Origin of the sequence: Pseudomonas sp. CF161 (assembly GCF_000416215.1) — a bacterium.
In the GTDB taxonomy this organism is placed as follows: domain Bacteria; phylum Pseudomonadota; class Gammaproteobacteria; order Pseudomonadales; family Pseudomonadaceae; genus Aquipseudomonas.
On record NZ_ATLP01000030.1, the window covers coordinates 25185 to 43304 of the forward strand.

Sequence of the window (18120 nt, forward strand, 5' to 3'; positions counted from 1 at the left end):
CTCATCATTGAGAGCAACGGATAAAGTTGAGTTCATGCGGTTAAAACTGCTGACTACAGCCGTTTTGCCTTGGCGGGCAGGCCTTCGATGAAGTCGACGGAGAATAGATCACGTCCACCGTAATCGTTGATACTGCCGAACTCCAAGCGTTGTTTACTGTTGGCCATATTACTCAGTGATATCGTTATGACCTCACCCGGCGTGAGCATGCGAGATTCCGCAACCTTGGTTTCCTTGGCGCCGTAGAGCACCAGATCGACCAAGGTCGTGTAATAAGGAGTTGGGTTCTTGATTTCCAGCTGCGGCCCACCGGAAGCATTTAACAGACGCCATTCCAGTTGTTCAGGCGCAGCGAAGGCTGTGCCGGGCAAACCCTTGGGACGATAAAACACCTTGATTCGCTGGCGGACTGCAAGTTGCAGCGTATTTTCTTCTCCGGCCGATTGCGGTATTTCCTGAACATTTAGCCAGAATATTGACTCTCTATCGCTGGGCAGGCTGGAACCGGAGAACAGTACGCGCAGCAGTTGTTGCTGCTTGGCTGCAACACGAACCAGGGGCGGGGTGATCGCAAAGGGTAGGTCTGCACCTGTTTCACTTTCAACCCACGACTGAACAACGATATCGTTACCGTCATTGCGAACAGTCACGGTTTCTTCTTTTCGTCCCTCGTCAAAAACCAATCGAGTTCCACTTAGAGAGATAGAAGCATGAGCACCGCCATTGAACATGATCAATGCCAGGCTTAAAGCTTTTATAAAAAACTTACGCGACATAAAAAGCACCTAGCAATTGTGGGAGGCGCGAACGCCTCCCACAGGGAGAATCACTTATTGGTATTCAAGAACAAACGGCATGCTTGCATTGGCGATACCCGGAACAACAGAATCTACATCTGCAACAGTACGGACATAAGTAGCTCGAACCTGCAGCGTTGCTGTCCCGCCAGCCATAGCGCCAGAGTAGGAACCTGTGGACAGGTTCAATGCAGTACCCGCGGCGTCAAGTAATGCGACACCTACGTTTTTCGCAGCTCCACTCCCGTTATCGACCTTAAGGACGTTGGTGCCTTCAAGTTGATAAGGCAGAGGAGCAAACGTCATTTGCACTTTGGTGCCCGCGCTTTTGCATTTTATTGTGACCTTGACTTCGCCAGCACTAGAGACTGGGCCCGGAGCGCTTACAAGCCCCAGACTTGAAGCCTGCACGTTACCCAGCGGGATATTAATATCACTGCTGCCCGGGCCTTGAACAACGCAACCATCGTTCTTGATAGTTCCGGTAAAATTGATATTGCCGCCACCGTCTTTTTTCCAGACCGGAGTATCAGCAGCATTAGCGAGCGTCGGTAAAATCAGAACCGAAGAGAGAAGGCTTAAAGCAAAAAATCTTTTCATAATGGCACTCAGTTTTAATGATAAATGGATGGAGCGAACAGCATTTAACCAATTAAACGGATAAAAACTAATGAGACCAGTCTCATTTGCACCCCGCCCACTCATACCAACTATCACCATGGACCTTAAAACATGACACTCAAGTGCCAAATCCAAATTAAATCGCGGCAGCATAATTGCCTTAAAGCATGACCCAGAGCACTCTTTGTTTTTCCTGCAGGCATGACGTATAAACTTTTTAAATTTTTAGCGCTTATCATAAGTTGCAAGCACGAAGAAAAACCTCGACTCATCACTTTCTCAATCAGTACGCGCGATTCGATTCCGCCCTTACGGTCAAATAAACGACCCTTCCACCTATCACAAATAGCGTCCCCGCACTGACAGACAGCCCCAGCGTTCCAAGTCTGGCTTTCGCCGTATGAGAAGCTACTCTACAACTCTGCCAGACTGCCCGGAGCAGTCTTTACAACTTATCACTGCGATCGCAGGAGTGCGAAGAACTGTAAACTTTATATGCAATTAAGAGAGACCTGCATCGATTACAATCCACTTCACTAACCTGCGGGGTTCAATAGACGTTCTCCGTTAACGAGGCGATAGGTGCTAGCCGCCTAAATAGACTGACGATGCCGATTGATCATCGGCAGTTCAAGTACGCCTTGAATAAAGTTGCGATAAACATGAGCCCCTCACAAAGGGCTGCTGCACATTCCCAAACAACCAGCACTCGCAACGACGTGCTCACTTGCGTGAAGACTCTATATCGGACGACCTGTAGACCTGCCTATAGCAAAGCTGGCTTTATTACCTGAAGAGCCTTGGCGAGGACCGTCACACAATCAACCGCATAGTGATACAAAAACTCAACAACTCATGGTCCGTGGTGACCTGTAACTTGCGCATCGCCGAGATCTTCTGGGCGCTGATGGTTTTTTTGCTTCGATTCAGCAAATGAGCGATCTCGTTGACACTCATGCCCGCCGCGAACTGACGGAGCACTTCAAACTCGCGGACCGAAAGACTGGAAATGCGGTCCTCAACCGGTTCAACGCTTTCGACGACACTCGGCAGGGAGTGAAAGAGCTGGCGACGGTAGGATTGACCCTTGGCCAATGTGTTGAGCGCTACCAGGATCTCCTTGAGGTCGCTGCTCTTGGGTACGATCCCGGCCACCCCGACGTCATAGAGCCGCGAAAGGATCAGGTTGTTGGAGACCATGGTCAGAATCAGCACCTGGATGTTTGGAAAATGCCGGATCAGGTATTCAATCAGCTTGATGCCGTCGCCATAGGCCTCGTCCCCCGGCATGTTGTAATCGGTGATGACCACATCCGGCTTGAGTCGCTGCAGGTTCTCCACCAACTCTGTTGAGTTCTGCACTTGGGCCACGACCTCATAACGATTGTCGCGTTCGATGTACTCTCTGACACCCATCAACACCACTGGATGGTCATCAGCCAAAACTATCTTGATTTTCTTCATGAAGTCATTCGTCCAAAGATAAAGTTCGTCAGATCACGACCTGCACCCGCCGTGCTCTCACACGGCTGCAACAGCACGATCTATACGTGCGAACAGCAGTTCGCTCCTGCGCGCCAGCGGTTGATCAAGCGTCTTGATTTCCAGTGCCTGCTCCACTGCTCCGCAAGCGTCGGCCAGGGCCTGGGCCTGCACCACCGCCAGGGCGCCACGAATGCAATGCAGGCTGCTGCGTAATTGACTGGCGTCCTGTGCGGCCAGGGCGTCGCGTGCGCGCACCATGTCCTCGCGCATGGTGCTGATGAACAGCGCACGCATTTTCGTTGAGACCTGGATCTGATCGGGCGCTTCGATCAGTTCGGTGTCAGCCATTGAGCCAGGTGCCAGCGAAGCCGCCGCGACGGGGTTGTATTGCACGTTGCAGACCCTCATCAACCCGTCCCAGAGCCCCTGCAGGGTCAGGGGCTTGACCATCCAGGCATTCATCCCGACCTGCAGGCAGCGCTCGCCCTCCTCGCGCATGGCGTTGGCCGTTACCCCAATGATCGGAAACTGCTTGTCCATCTGACGCAACGCGATGGCCAGTTCATAACCGTTCATGAGCGGCATGTTCACATCGGTCAGCGCTGCATCGAACGCACCCGGCAACCAGAGATGCAGGGCTTCCTGTCCATCCGCAGCCAGCACCACGCGACAACCGAGCTCTTCAAGTTGCTCCTTGATGATGGCCTGATTGATCGGATTGTCTTCGGCCACCAGCACCCGCAACGGCAACTTGCCGCGCTCGACCGCCCCTCTGTTCGCAGGTGCAACGCCAGCACCGGTTTGCGCCATGGCCACCGCCCGAGCGATATCCCTGATTGCCTGTATCCGCGCCGGCCAGAGCCCCTGCTCCGGCTCGGCCGCGTCTTGCGTCTGGCTACTGGCGATCACCCTCGGGCCACCCCAGCAATATTCATTGCCCTGCGGGTCCAGCAGATCGACCAGCACCGCACCAGGCAACGGCTCGGCCACCGGGCTTGGCGCTATCAGCGCGTTGGCGCCCCAGTGCTTCAGCCACTCGCAGACGTTGTCCGCCAGCTCCTTGATCGGCGCCCGGACGTACACTGGCCTTGCTCGCAGCAGCGGTAACGCGGGGTCGATATCGCTGCCCGCCAGCACCGCCAACTCGACGAAGAAATTGAAACTGCTGCCCAGCCCGGGCTCGCTGACCACGTGAATCTGCCCGCCCATCAATTGACTCAGACGCCAGCAGATCGACAAGCCCAGGCCTGCCCCGCCGTCGGTACTGCCCTGGCGCACCTGATAGAACGGCTCGAACAACAACACCTGCTGGGCCTGGGAGATGCCCACCCCGGTGTCGGTGATCTGCCATTGCAGGCGGACCCTGCCTGCCTCGCGCCCCAGCACCTTGAGACGCAGCACCACCCGCCCGAAATCGGTGAATTTGATGGCGTTGGTCACCAGGTTGCCAAGGATCTGCCGAATCCGCGCCTGATCGCCCTCCAGGTACTCCGGCACCTGGACATCGATGCAGGCGTACATCTGCAGCCCTTTGGCATTCGCCGCCGCGGCGCAGGCCTCCAGCACCTCCTCGACCATGTCCAACGGGCAAAACCGGCCCAGCTCCAACGGCATCTGGGCTGACTCGATCTTCGACACGTCGAGGACGTCACTGATCAACTGCAGCAAGGTTGAAGACGAGCACTGGATGGTCTGCAGGTAATTTTGCTGGCGCGGATCAAGGGCGGTCCGCTCCAGCAATTCAAGGGTGCCGAGTACGCCATACAAGGGGGTGCGGATCTCGTGGCTCATGGTGGCCAGGAAGATTGTCTTGGCCTGGCAGGCCTCCTCGGCCAGGCGCTTGGCCAGAGTCAGGGTTGCGGCGCTCTGCTCGTGGTGGCTGATATCGCTGAAGGCACATATCCGTACCTGCTGATTCTGATAGCGGGCCGTACTGAAGTGCAGGCGCAGGTAACGTCCATCGACCTTGAAGCAGGACTCGCCAATGTCACCGTCTCCAAGCTCATCCAGCACCTGCAACAGCCACTGGGAGGTGCCCAGCGCCAGGTGGTTTTCAAGTAACAAGCGGTTATCACGCTTGCGTATCACACTCAGTCCGATCGGTGCCGTGTCGATCACCGCGCGATTGAATAGCGTGCTCTCGATCTCTCGGTCGTGAGCGCTCCGCAGGGGACGGATCACCTTCAACTGGTACCAGCGTTTGACCAGCCAGGCCAGGGCCAGGCCGCCAGCGATCAGGCTCAGCAGCCCCAGCAGTTGCCAGCGGGCTTCATGCACAAAGCGTTGGTAGCTGATGTCATACACCGCGGTCCAATGCTCGCCCTGAGTCATGGCCAGTTTTATGTGCAGCCCGCGGCTGGAAAAACTCAGGCCTTCGGGCAGTTGCCCGACATCGGTTTGCGGCCCCAGCAGCGCGCTGCCGTCGGGTCGCGTCAAGCTCAGCCCATCGAAAAAGGCCGCTTCCCGGCTGAGGGCAAAACCACTGACTTGAGTCAGGGCGGGTTGCGCCACTACCAGCACTTCACGACTCCGAGCGTCTAACGGCAGCAGCTTGCGCGGCATATCGATACTGATATAAGCCTGTAGCTGCCGAGCTGCGTTATCCGGTGACTCCATACCGCTCCAGTGCACACCACCGCGTTGCTTCGGAGCACTGGCCTGCTGCAACAAAAGGCGCAGTTCAGCGCCGGCCTTCTGGTAACTGGCAGGGTCGAGGGCCGAACCCTCGGCGCGCCTCTCGCCCAGCGCCGGAATACCCAGGGTGAATTCATCTCCCGGGGTAAGGACAAACACCTGGGGCGGCGAATAAGACGAGCCGGACCAGAACGCGCCGTAGTCGTTGGCCAGGTGCATGCCCAGCACGAATGGCGCCTGATCGGGCATCGGCTGATTGGCCTGGGTCGGCACCATGACGCTGAAAGGCAGTGAAAGCGAAACCTCCCGGCCTTCGTAAATCACCAGCTGCGGCGTTTGAAACAACTCGGTAATGCGCAGCGGTGTCAGGTTTTGTTCCAGCACTTCCTGGGAAGCGGTCACTTTTCTCGCCAGACGTTGTAAAAACGCCTGGTTCTCACCCACGTACGCCATCAGCAGTTCGAAATGGCGGGTAGCCCTGTGCACTTGTTCGTCCAGCAAGCGCTCCACTGCCCAGTAGCAGACTCCCGAGAGCGACAGGACGACCCCTAGGGTGACGGAGGCCCGGAGCGTTCCGGAGCTTGCGGCAACAGTGCCTCGTGAGACGTTATCGGAAGTCATGGTGGGTTCCAGAATGGAAAGGAAGAGCGGTCGCTTGGCACCCTGCTCGGCAACCCTCCGCAGAACAAAAGGTCATCTGGAGCACTCCCAAGAACAGGGCCGCGCACGCTCTGTATTGGGTGGCAATCAATGGCTCGTCGGAGGTCCGTCCTCACTCAACAACGTGTTGAATTGATCGGATGAGACGGCCTGGGAAATCAGGAACCCCTGCACGGCATCGCATTTGAGCTGGCGCAGCAACACCAGCTCATCCTGGCTTTCGACGCCCTCAGCCACGACCTCCAGCCCCAGTTGCTGGCCCAGGGCGACGATGCTGGCAATCGCCAGGGCCAGGCTCTTGTTCTCGACACAACCCTGCACCAGCGCCCGGTCGATTTTCAGTTCGGTAAAGGGGGTTGAAACCAGATTGAAATAGGAGCTGTAGCCTTGGCCGAAGTCGTCCTGGGCCAGGCCGAAGCCCTTCATCCTCAGGCGGCAGGCGCCCGCATAGAACTTGCTGATGTTGTCGGTGGTGGAGCACTCCATCAGCTCGAAACCGATCATGCCCGGCACGCCGTCGTGCTCGATCACCAGATCGAACAGGCGGTCCGCCAGGCTGTCGCTGTCTAGCAGATGGGTGGGCAGATTGATCGACACCGGAATGTCATAGCCCTGCTTGCGCCAACAGGATTGGGCCAGGATCGTCTGTTTGACGAACAGCATCAGCAATGGCTCCTCCAGGCCAAAGCGCACCACAGCCGGTAGAAAATCGGCTGGCATCAGCAAGCCATGCTGCGGATGTGGCCAGCGGGCCAATGCCTCGGCCGAAATGATGCGGCCATTGGCCAAGGATTTTTTCGGTTGAAACCAGGCCTGCAATACTTCGGCAGCCAATGCCTCTTGCAGCATCTCCCGGCTGAATACCGGAAGGCTGACATCCAGGGTCCGGCTGGCCCCGAGCCAGGTGTCGAGCTCCTTCATCAATTTATGAACCGAACCGGACAGCACCGGTTTCGATAACTGGCCTATGACCTTGAGGCCCAGGCTTTGGGCGACCAGGCTGGCGCTGATGATCATGCGCTGGGAAGCCGAGCTCATGATTGCCAGTACCGGCTTCAACGTCCTGGAAGCCAGTTGCTGAATGAATTGCACGCCGTCCATGCCGGGCATCACCAGGTCGGTCAAGACCAGGTCAAAATCAGCCTCATCCAGGCGTTTCAGCGCGCTGTGTCCATCGCACGCGGCTTCAACTCGTACATCGCCAAATTCCTTGAACAGGTTCAGCAGGTACTCGTACTGGAAAGGGTGGTCCTCCACGATCAGGACGTTATAAAGCACGGCTCTTACTCCGGTTGTGTTGCAAATTATGGGACAGCGCACGCAGGCCAAACGGTTTGATCAGGCACTCATCCATGCCGGCCGCCAGGCAGCGTTCACGCTCATCGCTGAGTGCATTGGCCGTGGCCCCGATAATGGGCAGGTCGCAGCCCTGCCGGCGCAGTTGGGCGACCAATTCATAGCCATTCATGTTGGGCATGTTGATGTCAGTCAGCACCGCGTCGAACGCGCCTTCGTGCCACAGCGCAAGCGCTTCGTTGCCGTCGGCGGCGAGCTGCGCCGTACAGCCCAGTTCCTCAAGCTGGTCCTTGAGGATCAACCGACTGATTGCGTTGTCTTCAGCCACCAGCAGGTGCAGCCCCAGTTGCGGCAACACCACGGCACCGGCCTGGGCACCGTCGGCCTGGCTGGAACTGCCTTGCGCCTGGCCGACTGCGCGACGCAGATCCAGCAGGTTGCTGAGGTTGACCTGCCATAACGCGGCCTTGCGATCACCGGTGCTCACACTCACCCTGTCGCACACCTGGACCAGTGGCATGTTCAAGCCCGGCTGGGGCGGCACAACGTCGCCAGCCTGCACCTGTACCAGGACTGCGGAGGCTTCCTGCCCTGGCTCGGAGTGAATGCCGATTTGCGCACGGGCGCCCCAGCGACGCAGCCAGCCACAGATGTTCTCGGCGAGCTCGCGTGAAGGAGAAACCACGTAAACCGTTTCGAGCAGCAGCCGTGGAGCGGCCGGAGCATTACCACTCAAATCCTGCTCCAGCGGCAGCTTCAAGATAAAACTGCTGCCCAGCCCTGGCTCACTGACCACACGCAGGCTGCCATTCATCAACGAGGTCAGGCGTTGGCAGATGGACAGGCCCAGGCCTGTACCTGCGACCATGCCGGTGTTGTGCCCCACCTGATAAAACGGCGTGAACAGCAGTTGCTGGTGCTCTGCGGAAATACCCGCGCCGGTATCGGAGACCTGCCAGAGCACGCAGACGCGCTCGTCATCGCGACTTTCCACCTTGACCCGCAATACGATTCGCCCGCTTTCAGTGAACTTCACCGCATTGCTCAGCAGGTTGTTCAGAATCTGCCTGATACGCGTCGAGTCACCCTTCAAACGCTCGGGCAGCTGGGGGTCGATCTGGGCATACAGGCGCAGCCCCTTATTGATGGCGGCTGCGGAATAGCCTTCGATAACTTCCTGAATCAGATCAAGCGTAGAAATCTCACTCTCTTCCAGAAACAGTTGCCCGGCCTCGATCTTGGCCACATCCAGCACATCACTGATCAGTTGCAGCAAGGTCGATGACGAGCTTTCGATCGCATGCAGGTAGTTGGTCTGCTGGGTATTGAGGCTGGTCCGCGCCAGCAGCTCCAGGGTGCCGAGCACGCCATACAGCGGTGTGCGGATTTCATGGCTCACGGTGGCCAGGAACTGGGTCTTGGCCTCGTTGGCCGTGTCAGCCAATTGCCGAGCATGTTCCAGTGCCGCTTCCACCTGCTTGTGGGCGCTGATGTCGCTGAAGGCGCAAAACAGTACATCCTCGCCACGGTAGCGGGTCGCGGAATAACTCAGGATCAGGTGTCGACCACAGCTTTGGAACTCATCCGTGCCCTCTCCCGCCGGGCTGTCAAAGGCTTGGCCAATCCAACCCTGGCGACGTTGTTCGCGGACATTTCCAGCCCCCAGCCACTGCTCGGACAGGTGGTTTTGCAGGACCACCGCACCGTCCACGCGGCGCAGCACGCAGAGCGCCACCGGGGCGGTCTGGATCACGGCGCGGCTGAAAGCCTCGCTTTCCACCAGCGACTTGTCGCGGTAGATGGCCGGGGCGATCAGGCGTTTTTCTATTCGCGTCACCAACAGCCAGGTGGCCACCAAGCTGGCGATGCCCAACAGGACGATCAGCAGCAACGGTCCACGCAATGCCAGGAACACAGAGCGAAGGTCAATGGCGTAGATCACCTGCAGATCGGTGTAACCCAGGTGCTTGCGCATGACCATGCTGTCGGGCAACCAGCCCTGGCCGACAAAGCCGAAATATTTGTCACCCTGCAATTGCGACACCGCCTGGCTCAGGTTGGGGTAGGAGGCGCTGGCAAATACCTCGTGGCCCTGGGCATTGAGCACCAGGAACTCACCCACCCGATCACTGCTCAAGGCCGCCAGCACATCACCATCCTCAATCTCCAACCCGAGCCATCCCGAGCTGGGTTCACGCTCATCGAGCAAGCTGAACAGGTACAGCGAAGAACCGGACTCCGGCGCCCGACTGGAGGTGTCATGCAGCCAGAGCTCGCCTTCCGGCGGCAGGTCCTGGGACGTCAGTTGTTCGAGTTTTTGCAGCACCGACTGTGGCACCACCCGCTCTTCCTGGCGGGCGCCCGGTAGATGCAGGATTTGCGGTCTCGAGCCCGCCTCGACGTATAGCAGGCTGATTTTGTTCTGGCGCAGGTAATCGAGCTTGCGCTCCGTGAGCCACAGGCTCCAGAAAACCTCGCCGCGCCCCAGGCGTACATGCATCTCCTCATCGGAAACGGCAGGTATGGGTTCTTGCACACCTCGGTTGCGCACTGCCGAGAGGCTCAGATTGCGCAGTAGCACCTCATTGCCGGTGAAAAAACGCTGGGCAATGGAGATCGACCCGCTCAGGTAACCCCGTCGCAACGACACTTCGTCCTCGAAGCTTGAAATGAGGTAGGCGTAAAGCGCACTGAATAAAGCGAACTGCAACACCAAGGCGAAAAGGCGCAATAGCTTGCGGGCGGCCTTGGGCGTTGAGAAAGAGGCGTCGGCGGGCTGGAATAACTGTTTGAATCTCATTAATTCACACTAAACAGACCACTGCCTTAAAGAGACAAGATTCTTCCTGAACTTATATTCCATTCAAAAAATTAATACCGAGGGCAAGCAGGAAATTCCCTTTAACTGCTTGCTTTGAACTTGTTACCCTCGATTTGACTCGAGTTTTCCATGTATACAGATCAATTCACTTTTAGCCGTATGCAGGTGTGCAAATACACTTAGCGGATACTGCGAATATTGCCTTTGTTGCCCTTCACGGTGACCGCGACCTTCTTGAAGACGAAGTAGTTTTCTTCGCTGACTTCATAACGCGGAGCGACGATCAGGTCAGCACCGGAAGCCTTGACTGCCTTGTAGGCCGCAGCCGCTTTGACTGCGCTGACAGGGTCGAAACCCAGGCCGCCCAGGGCGCCACCACCGTCGCCGCCATAGGCCACACCATCGGCAAATTCGCTGTCGCCACCGAACTTGAGGAAACCAAACAGGATATTGACCGAGGATTGACCGGAGATGGCTTCACCGACTGCCACGTCCGCCTTGAGGTCGGCTTTTACTACGCTGTCGATCGGAGCCGACGGCTGACTGATGTTGTAGCTGACACAACCACTTGCACCTGCAATAACGGTTGCCAAGGCTACACATTTAAAAAGCGCATTCATAAAACATCCTTATTACTGAACATTTAATGCATCCAGATGGGGATACAACGCCCCGCTTAGTCGGGGAGCCGGAGCATATAGCTTAAGTTCAAAGGATCTAAATCAGACCAGTCCTATAACTCGTTGCAACCGAAGTTTATAGGGGCCAATTCCATGACACTTGGCGATTGTTTCAGCGCGCCCCTGCCCGGCGCTTCAAGGTCTCGCTCGGCAGTTCCTTGAACAAGGCCCGGTAGCTGCTGGAGAACCGTCCCAGGTGCCAGAACGACCAATGCATCGCGACCTCGGCCACGGTGGTGTCCGCAGTGCTGCGACCGAGCAGTTCGCGGTGCGCGCTGTTGAGCCGCCGCAAGCGCAGCCACTGGCTTGGCGCCATGCCGGTGTAGGTCTTGAAGGTGTGTTGCAGCTGACGCAGGGACACCCCGGCAACCTCGGACAGCTCCAGCAGGTTGAGGGTTTCCTCGGGCACATCGGCGGCCCATTCCGCGACCCGTTTCATGATCAAGCGCTCCTCGGCACGCCGCTGCATGGCGCCGCGCTCCAGGCCCACGCAGGCGTTGTCGAGGATGTACAGGCAGTCTTCGAGCAGTTGCTGGGTCAGGGCCTCCCTGCTCGGCGGATCGAAGGTCTGGGACAGGCGGGTCAAGATGCCGCTGAGCCAGCGACTGAACAGCGCGTTTTGCCCCGAGTTGAGGGGCGCCATGAACAACCCCTCCAGGCGCTTGACGCTCAGGCCATGGCGCTGGACGAACTCGGCACCGAACACCACCGCCACTTCCTGGTAGTTCTCGGGGGTGATCCAGATGTTGCGGCTTTCGCCGTTGAGCACGTACAGCGCGTTGTCGCTGCGATCGAAACAGAACGCCAGTGCCCCCGGCGGCGCGCAGAAGTTCTGCTCGACCCGGGTGTTCATGCATTCCTCGTAAATCTCCACCCCCTGCAGGTCGAGGTAGCGCACCTGGCCGGCGAAATGCCCGGGTGACATCTGCTGGTAATGCTGGACCCAACCGGGTGTGGCACGGATCTGTTCAGCCACGTCGGCGGAGTTGAATGCTTGGACCTGCAAGGCGTTGCACGTTGTCATCGGGGGGACCTTACGCACTCGTTTGGTGCGTTTTGGTTCTGCTTAAAGTGGATAGATGGAACCTTGAGCGTCGACCAAGATAGTCGTCAACGCGCTGCAGGGGAAGCCTTGCCGGAACCCCTGGCGCCGAATCAACCCACCCCCCGAGGTTTTTATGAATGCCCCTTTCGATCAGCTGTCCACTTGGCTGAAAGATCACAAGATTACCGAAGTAGAGTGCGTGGTCAGCGACCTGACCGGTATTGCCCGCGGCAAGATCGCACCGACCAACAAGTTCCTGAACGAGCGCGGGATGCGCCTTCCGGAAAGTGTGCTGTTGCAAACGGTAACCGGGGATTTTGTCGATGACGACATCTACTACGCCCTCCTCGACCCGGCCGACATCGACATGGTCTGCCGCCCCGACGCCGCGGCGACCTATGTGGTGCCGTGGGCGATCGAGCCGACGGCGATCGTCATCCACGATACCTTCGACAAGCTCGGCAACCCGATCGAACTGTCACCGCGCAATGTGCTGAAAAAGGTCCTGCAGCTCTACACCGACAAGGGCTGGCAGCCAATCGTCGCGCCAGAGATGGAGTTTTACCTGACCCAGCGCTGCGAAGACCCGGACCTGCCGCTCAAGGCGCCCCTGGGCCGTTCCGGGCGCGCCGAAAGTGGGCGCCAGTCGTTCTCCATCGACGCCGCCAACGAATTCGACCCGCTGTTCGAAGACGTCTATGACTGGTGCGAAGCCCAGGGCCTGGACCTCGACACGCTGATCCACGAAGACGGCCCGGCGCAGATGGAAATCAACTTCCGCCACGGCGATGCCCTGGACCTGGCCGACCAGATCACCGTGTTCAAGCGCACCCTGCGCGAGGCGGCGCTCAAGCACAATGTCACCGCGACCTTCATGGCCAAGCCGGTGGCCGACGAACCGGGCAGCGCCATGCACCTGCACCAGAGTGTGGTGGACATCGCCACCGGCAAGCCGATCTTCGCCGACGACCAGGGCCGGATGAGCCCGTTGTTCCTGCACCACATCGGCGGTTTGCAGAAGTACATCCCTAAAGTGCTGCCGATGTTCGCGCCCAACGTCAATTCGTTCCGCCGCTTCCTGCCGGACACCTCGGCCCCGGTCAACGTCGAGTGGGGCGAAGAAAACCGCACCGTCGGCCTGCGGGTGCCGACGTCGACCCCGGAGGCCATGCGCGTCGAAAACCGCTTGCCGGGGGCCGACGCCAACCCTTACCTGGCGATTGCCGCCAGCCTGCTGTGCGGCTATCTGGGCATGGTCGAGGGCATCGAGCCCAGCGCCCCGGTCCAGGGCCGGGCCTATGAGCGGCGCAACCTGCGCCTGCCGATCACCATTGAAGACGCCCTGGCGCACATGGAGAGCTGCCCGACCATCGAGCAGTACCTGGGGCGCAAATTCGTCCAGGGTTATGTCGCGGTCAAGCGCGCCGAACATGAGAACTTCAAGCGCGTGATCAGCTCCTGGGAACGGGAATTCCTGTTGCTCAGCGTCTGAATAGCGAGCTTTGCATCACGATCGAACAACAACTCGAAGAGGTGTCGACATGCGTCTATTGAAATCCGTGGTTCCCGTGGCCCTGGCGTTGCTGTGCAGCGCCGGCGCCCAGGCTCAGCCGAGCGTCAGCGTGTACAACTGGACCGACTACATCGGCGAGACCACCCTCGCCGACTTCCAGGCAAAAACCGCAATCAAGGTGATCTACGACGTCTTCGACTCCAACGAGACCCTGGAGGGCAAATTGCTGGCCGGGCGCACCGGGTATGACGTGGTGGTGCCGTCGAACCACTTCCTGGCGCGCCAGATCAAGGCCGGGGCCTTCCTCAAGCTCGATCGCGCGCAACTGCCGAACTGGCCGAACCTGGACCCGAAACTGCTGGCCCTGCTGGAGAAGAACGACCCCGGCAACCAGCACTCGGTGCCCTACCTCTGGGGCACCAACGGCATCGGCTACAACGTCGACAAGGTCAAGCAGGTGCTGGGGATCGACCATATCGATTCGTGGGCGGTGTTTTTCGAACCCGAGAACCTGAAAAAGCTCAGCCAGTGCGGCGTGTCGATGATGGACTCGCCCGATGAAGTATTCCCCGCGGTGCTCAACTACCTGGGCCTGGACCCACGCAGCGAAAACCCCGAGGACTACAAGAAAGCCGAAGCCAAGCTGCTGGCGATTCGCCCGTACATCACCTACTTCCACTCCTCCAAGTACGTGTCCGACCTGGCCAACGGCAATATCTGCCTGGCCTTCGGTTACTCGGGGGATGTGTTCCAGGCGGCGAACCGGGCCAAGGAGGCGAAAAACGGGGTGAATGTCGCTTACTCGATCCCCAAGGAAGGCAGCAACCTGTGGTTTGACCTGCTGGCCATCCCCGCCGATGCCGGCAACGTCAAGGAAGCCCACGCCTTTATCAACTACCTGCTGGACCCGCAGGTGATTGCCAAGGTCAGTGCCTCGGTCGGTTATGCCAACCCCAACCCGGCGTCGAAGCAGTACATGGACCCCGAACTGGTGAATAACCCCGAGGTTTACCCACCTCAGGCGGTGCTGGACAAGCTGTACATCTCCAGTACCCAGCCGCCGGCCATCATGCGCTTGATGACCCGGTCCTGGAGCAAAGTGAAGTCCAACAAATGAATCAGCCAAACACCGGAGCGGCGCCTGCCGAGCACGCCCGCTCCTATTACGCGGCCTCGGCCAAAGCCTTGGCTGGCTACCCGGTGCTGAATGAGGACCTGGAGGCCGACGTCTGCGTCATTGGCGGCGGCTTGACCGGGGTCAACACCGCCATCGAGCTGGCCCAGCGCGGGATGTCGGTGATCCTGCTCGAAGGCCAGCGGATCGGCTGGGGCGCCAGCGGGCGCAACGGCGGCCAGCTGATTCGCGGCATCGGCCATGACGTCAGCGGCTTTGCGCGCTATGTCGGCGAAGAGGGCGTCAGCTACCTGAATCGCGCCGGCATCGACTCGGTGGAGCTGGTGCGGCAACGGGTCGGCGAACACGGCATCGACTGCGACCTGCGCTGGGGGTTTTGCGAACTGGCCAACACCCCGGCGCAGTTCGCCGCCTTCCAGGCCGAGCAGGACAGCCTGGCGGCCATGGGCTATGCCCACGCGACGCGCATCGTCGGTGCCGCGGACATGGGCCAGGTGGTGGGCTCATCGGTGTATGCCGGTGGCCTGGTGGACATGGGCTCGGGGCATCTGCACCCGCTCGACCTGGTGCTGGGCGAAGCTCGCCTGGCCGAATCCCTGGGGGTGCGGATCTTCGAGAACAGCCCGGTGCTGCACCTGCTGCACGGCGAACCGGTGACGATCCGTTGCGCCCGGGGCACAGTGCGCGCCGCCAAGCTGGTGCTGGCCTGCAATGCCCATCTGGATGACCTGGAACCACGCCTGAGCGGCAAGGTGCTGCCGGCCGGCAGCTACATCATCGCCACCGAGCCTCTGGACGAGGCCTTGGCGCAGCAGTTGATCCCACAGAACCTGGCGCTGTGCGACCAGAAGGTCGGCCTCGATTATTACCGGCTGTCCGCCGACCGCCGCCTGCTGTTCGGCGGTGCCTGTCATTACTCGGGGCGCGACCCGGCCGATATTGCGGCGTACATGCGGCCGAAAATGCTCAAGGTGTTCCCGCAACTGGCCAAGGTGCGCATCGATTATCAATGGGGCGGCAAGATCGGCATCACCGCCAACCGCTTCCCCCAGGTCGGGCGCCTGGCGCAGCACCCGAACGTGTTTTATGCCCAAGGCTATTCCGGCCACGGCCTCAACGTCACCCACTGGACCGCCAGGCTGCTGGCCGAGGCCATCCATGCCGGTCACAGCCAGGGCCTGGATATCTTCAGTGCGGTGCCGCACATGACCTTCCCCGGCGGCCCGGCCTTGCGCGCGCCGCTGCTGGCATTGGGCATGCTCTGGCACCGGTTGCGCGAGGTGTTGGGCTGAAGGGGGGACGCCGGCCCGTTTCTACGCTTTCGCCGAGCAGAACAATCCAGCGGTGGCGACGCTGGTTGAGGCGGTGCGGGAGATCGGCCAACGGAAGCGCTTCATTCATTAATGGTCGCGCGGTGCTTCAGGCATAAACCCGTTGCAAAAAATCCAGGAGCAGGCGATTCACCTCGGGCGCCCGCTCGCTCTGGATCCAGTGCCCGCAATCAGCCAGCAGGTGCTGCTCCAGGTGCGGCACGCTGTCAGGCATGCGCTTGAGGGTGTGCGCCTCCAGGACCCCGACCGGGTCGCGGTCGCCGATCAGAAACAGGGTCGGTTGCTGCACCTTGGCCCCACTGAGGAACTCGCTGCGTTGCCAGTTGCGCTCGAAATTGCGGTACCAGTTCAAGGCCCCGCGAAAGCCGTGTTCGGCGAAGGTCTGGCGATAAACCTGGAAGTCCTGCTCCGAGCACCAGGGCGGCAATACCTCGGGAATGTGCACCCCATCGAACAGCCGCGCATCGGCGGGACGAGGCTGCAGCAAGGCCCCGGCATCGCCCATGAACAGGCGCAGGCTGGCGTCGATGTCGGCGTCCAGCTCGGCCTCGGCTACGCCAGGCTCCTGGAAATACAGGATGTAATTGAAGCGATCGGCGAAGACCTCACGCATGACCTCGATCGCCGGGCGCTTGGCCCTGCCGGCGAAAGGCACCGAGAGGGTCACCAGGGCCTGGATTCGCTGCGGCTCGAGCAGCGCCAGGTACCAGGCCACCACCGCACCCCAATCGTGGCCGACCATGCACACCTGGCCATGGCCGAAGGCGTCCATGGCCGCCTGAATGTCGGCGCACAGGGTCAGCAGGTCATAGGCCTCCACCGCCTGCGGTGCGCTGCTGGCACCGTAGCCACGCATCTGCGGCACAAATACCCGGTAACCCGCCGCCACCAGCGGCCCCACCTGCTCACGCCAGGAATACCAGCACTCGGGAAAGCCATGCAGCAGCCAGACCGGGCGCCCGTCCTGCGGGCCGGCGACCTGCACGCACAAGTCGATGCCGTTGACTGAAAGTCGATGCGGTTGGAAGGGATTCATCGGAGGGGGTCCATGGGGCGTAAGGTTGCTGCACGCTAGCAGAACCATCCTTGGCTCTGAATCATCATTCGGCGATCGAATGATGGGCCCCTGGCGTTAACCCACAGCTCAGCTGGCGCTGTGGCTGCCTTGCTGGCGAATCAGGCGTTGAGTGTTGAGGACTTTTTCCAATGCCTGCTCGGACTCCGGGTCCTGCATCGGCGCGCGGATAGCGGCGGAGACCAGGCTGATCAGCTTGGCCATGACCTCGGCGTCGGTGGCCGGGCGCCCGAGACTCATGGCCTGCATCAGCAGGCGCAGTTCGGTGCCGGCCATGACCCCGGAAATCGCCTTGAGGGCGAACTGCAAGCGCACCCCCAGTTCATTGCGTGGCAGGTCAGGCAAGGCCAGGGCGAACGCCTTGAAGAAGCGCTCGAACACCGGCTGGTAATGTTCCTTGAGGTATTCCTGGATAAAGGGCGATGTGTCGCTGTAGACCCGGCCGAGAAAACGAATGAACGAACGCCCTTCAATGCCGGATTCATCACTGCGCTCCAGGCCCATGGCCGGGGCGAACAGCACGCCGAGCAGGGTTTCGCAGTCCAGTGGGCCGTCGCTCTGCTCCTCGCACTTGGCCAGCAGTTCCAGGCGCTGGTCATTGAGTGGGCCCAGGCGCTGCATCAGCAGCGCGGTCATCAGCGAATCCTTGTCGCCGAAGTGGTAATTCACCGCCGCCAGGTTGACCTTGGCCCGCTCGGTGATCTGGCGCAGCAGCACGGCGTCGTAGCCGAACTTGATAAACAATGCTTCCGTTGCTTCCAGCAGTCGGGTCTTGGTGACATTTGGAGCACTGAGTTTCTTTGCGACCATGGCGGAGACCTTTGCTGGGGTAAAAAACTGACCGTACGAACAGCGTTTTAAAAAAAAATTTGATTTTTTATACCCGTGCGGCCCTTTTAAAGCAAGCCTTTGCCGGCTGCCACCGGTTGAACCGGGCCTTTTTCGACTCGCCAGTCTGGCACTGACCGGGGCGAAAAAAATGTTTCAAATTGTCACGCAATCCCGGGAGAAATTTGCCCGATTCCCC

13 protein-coding genes are annotated in these 18120 nt (G+C 59.5%); 3 read left to right on the forward strand and 10 right to left on the reverse strand.

The features are described from left to right. Positions 1-53: 53 nt before the first annotated feature. The 8 genes from CF161_RS00645 to CF161_RS00675 form a co-directional block, all read right to left on the reverse strand. Entirely contained in the window at positions 54-776 is a 723-nt protein-coding gene (locus CF161_RS00645; protein WP_156882618.1) for a molecular chaperone, read from the reverse strand. Positions 777-830: 54 nt separating this feature from the next. Beyond that, positions 831-1502, reverse strand: coding sequence for a fimbrial protein (locus CF161_RS31880; protein WP_177326741.1), 672 nt, complete (start codon positions 1500-1502; stop codon positions 831-833). Between the two features lie 729 nt (positions 1503-2231). Beyond that, positions 2232-2882, reverse strand: a complete 651-nt coding sequence (locus tag CF161_RS00650; RefSeq protein WP_020294599.1) for a response regulator — start codon at positions 2880-2882, stop codon at positions 2232-2234. A 57-nt stretch (positions 2883-2939) separates the two neighbouring features. Further along, a complete protein-coding gene (locus CF161_RS00655) occupies positions 2940-6158 on the reverse strand; it encodes a hybrid sensor histidine kinase/response regulator (protein ID WP_043228283.1) in 3219 nt (1072 codons plus the stop codon). Positions 6159-6284: 126 nt separating this feature from the next. Further along, the gene (locus tag CF161_RS00660) at positions 6285-7475 is read right to left on the reverse strand and encodes an EAL domain-containing protein (RefSeq protein ID WP_020294601.1); all 1191 of its coding nucleotides are present in this window, start codon (positions 7473-7475) and stop codon (positions 6285-6287) included. Then, positions 7465-10293, reverse strand: coding sequence for an ATP-binding protein (locus CF161_RS00665; protein WP_043228286.1), 2829 nt, complete (start codon positions 10291-10293; stop codon positions 7465-7467). Before CF161_RS00665 ends, CF161_RS00660 begins: the two co-directional genes overlap by 11 nt. Before the next feature lie 200 nt (positions 10294-10493). Beyond that, positions 10494-10934, reverse strand: a complete 441-nt coding sequence (locus CF161_RS00670; protein ID WP_020294603.1) for a hypothetical protein — start codon at positions 10932-10934, stop codon at positions 10494-10496. A gap of 172 nt (positions 10935-11106) precedes the next feature. After that, positions 11107-12018, reverse strand: coding sequence for a helix-turn-helix domain-containing protein (locus tag CF161_RS00675; protein WP_020294604.1), 912 nt, complete (start codon positions 12016-12018; stop codon positions 11107-11109). A 154-nt stretch (positions 12019-12172) separates the two neighbouring features. Between CF161_RS00675 and CF161_RS00680 the strand changes: the two genes are divergently transcribed. From CF161_RS00680 to CF161_RS00690, 3 genes are read left to right on the forward strand one after another with little or no spacing between them, the layout of a single operon-like run. Beyond that, on the forward strand, positions 12173-13531 hold the full coding sequence (locus tag CF161_RS00680; protein ID WP_020294605.1) for a glutamine synthetase family protein: 1359 nt from the start codon (positions 12173-12175) through the stop codon (positions 13529-13531). Between the two features lie 49 nt (positions 13532-13580). Further along, complete coding sequence (locus CF161_RS00685; protein ID WP_020294606.1) at positions 13581-14669, forward strand: polyamine ABC transporter substrate-binding protein; 1089 nt, start codon at positions 13581-13583, stop codon at positions 14667-14669. Beyond that, on the forward strand, positions 14666-15979 hold the full coding sequence (locus CF161_RS00690; RefSeq protein ID WP_020294607.1) for an FAD-binding oxidoreductase: 1314 nt from the start codon (positions 14666-14668) through the stop codon (positions 15977-15979). The genes CF161_RS00685 and CF161_RS00690 overlap by 4 nt, the downstream gene beginning before the upstream one ends. Positions 15980-16106: 127 nt before the next feature. On the opposite strand, the gene CF161_RS00695 is transcribed toward CF161_RS00690, so the two are convergent. Together CF161_RS00695 and CF161_RS00700 are read right to left on the reverse strand one after the other, a co-directional pair. Further along, on the reverse strand, positions 16107-17054 hold the full coding sequence (locus tag CF161_RS00695) for an alpha/beta fold hydrolase (protein ID WP_020294608.1): 948 nt from the start codon (positions 17052-17054) through the stop codon (positions 16107-16109). A gap of 108 nt (positions 17055-17162) precedes the next feature. Next, positions 17163-17903 (reverse strand): TetR/AcrR family transcriptional regulator, encoded by a 741-nt coding sequence (locus tag CF161_RS00700; RefSeq protein WP_020294609.1) that lies wholly within the window; start codon positions 17901-17903, stop codon positions 17163-17165. Positions 17904-18120: the final 217 nt, after the last annotated feature.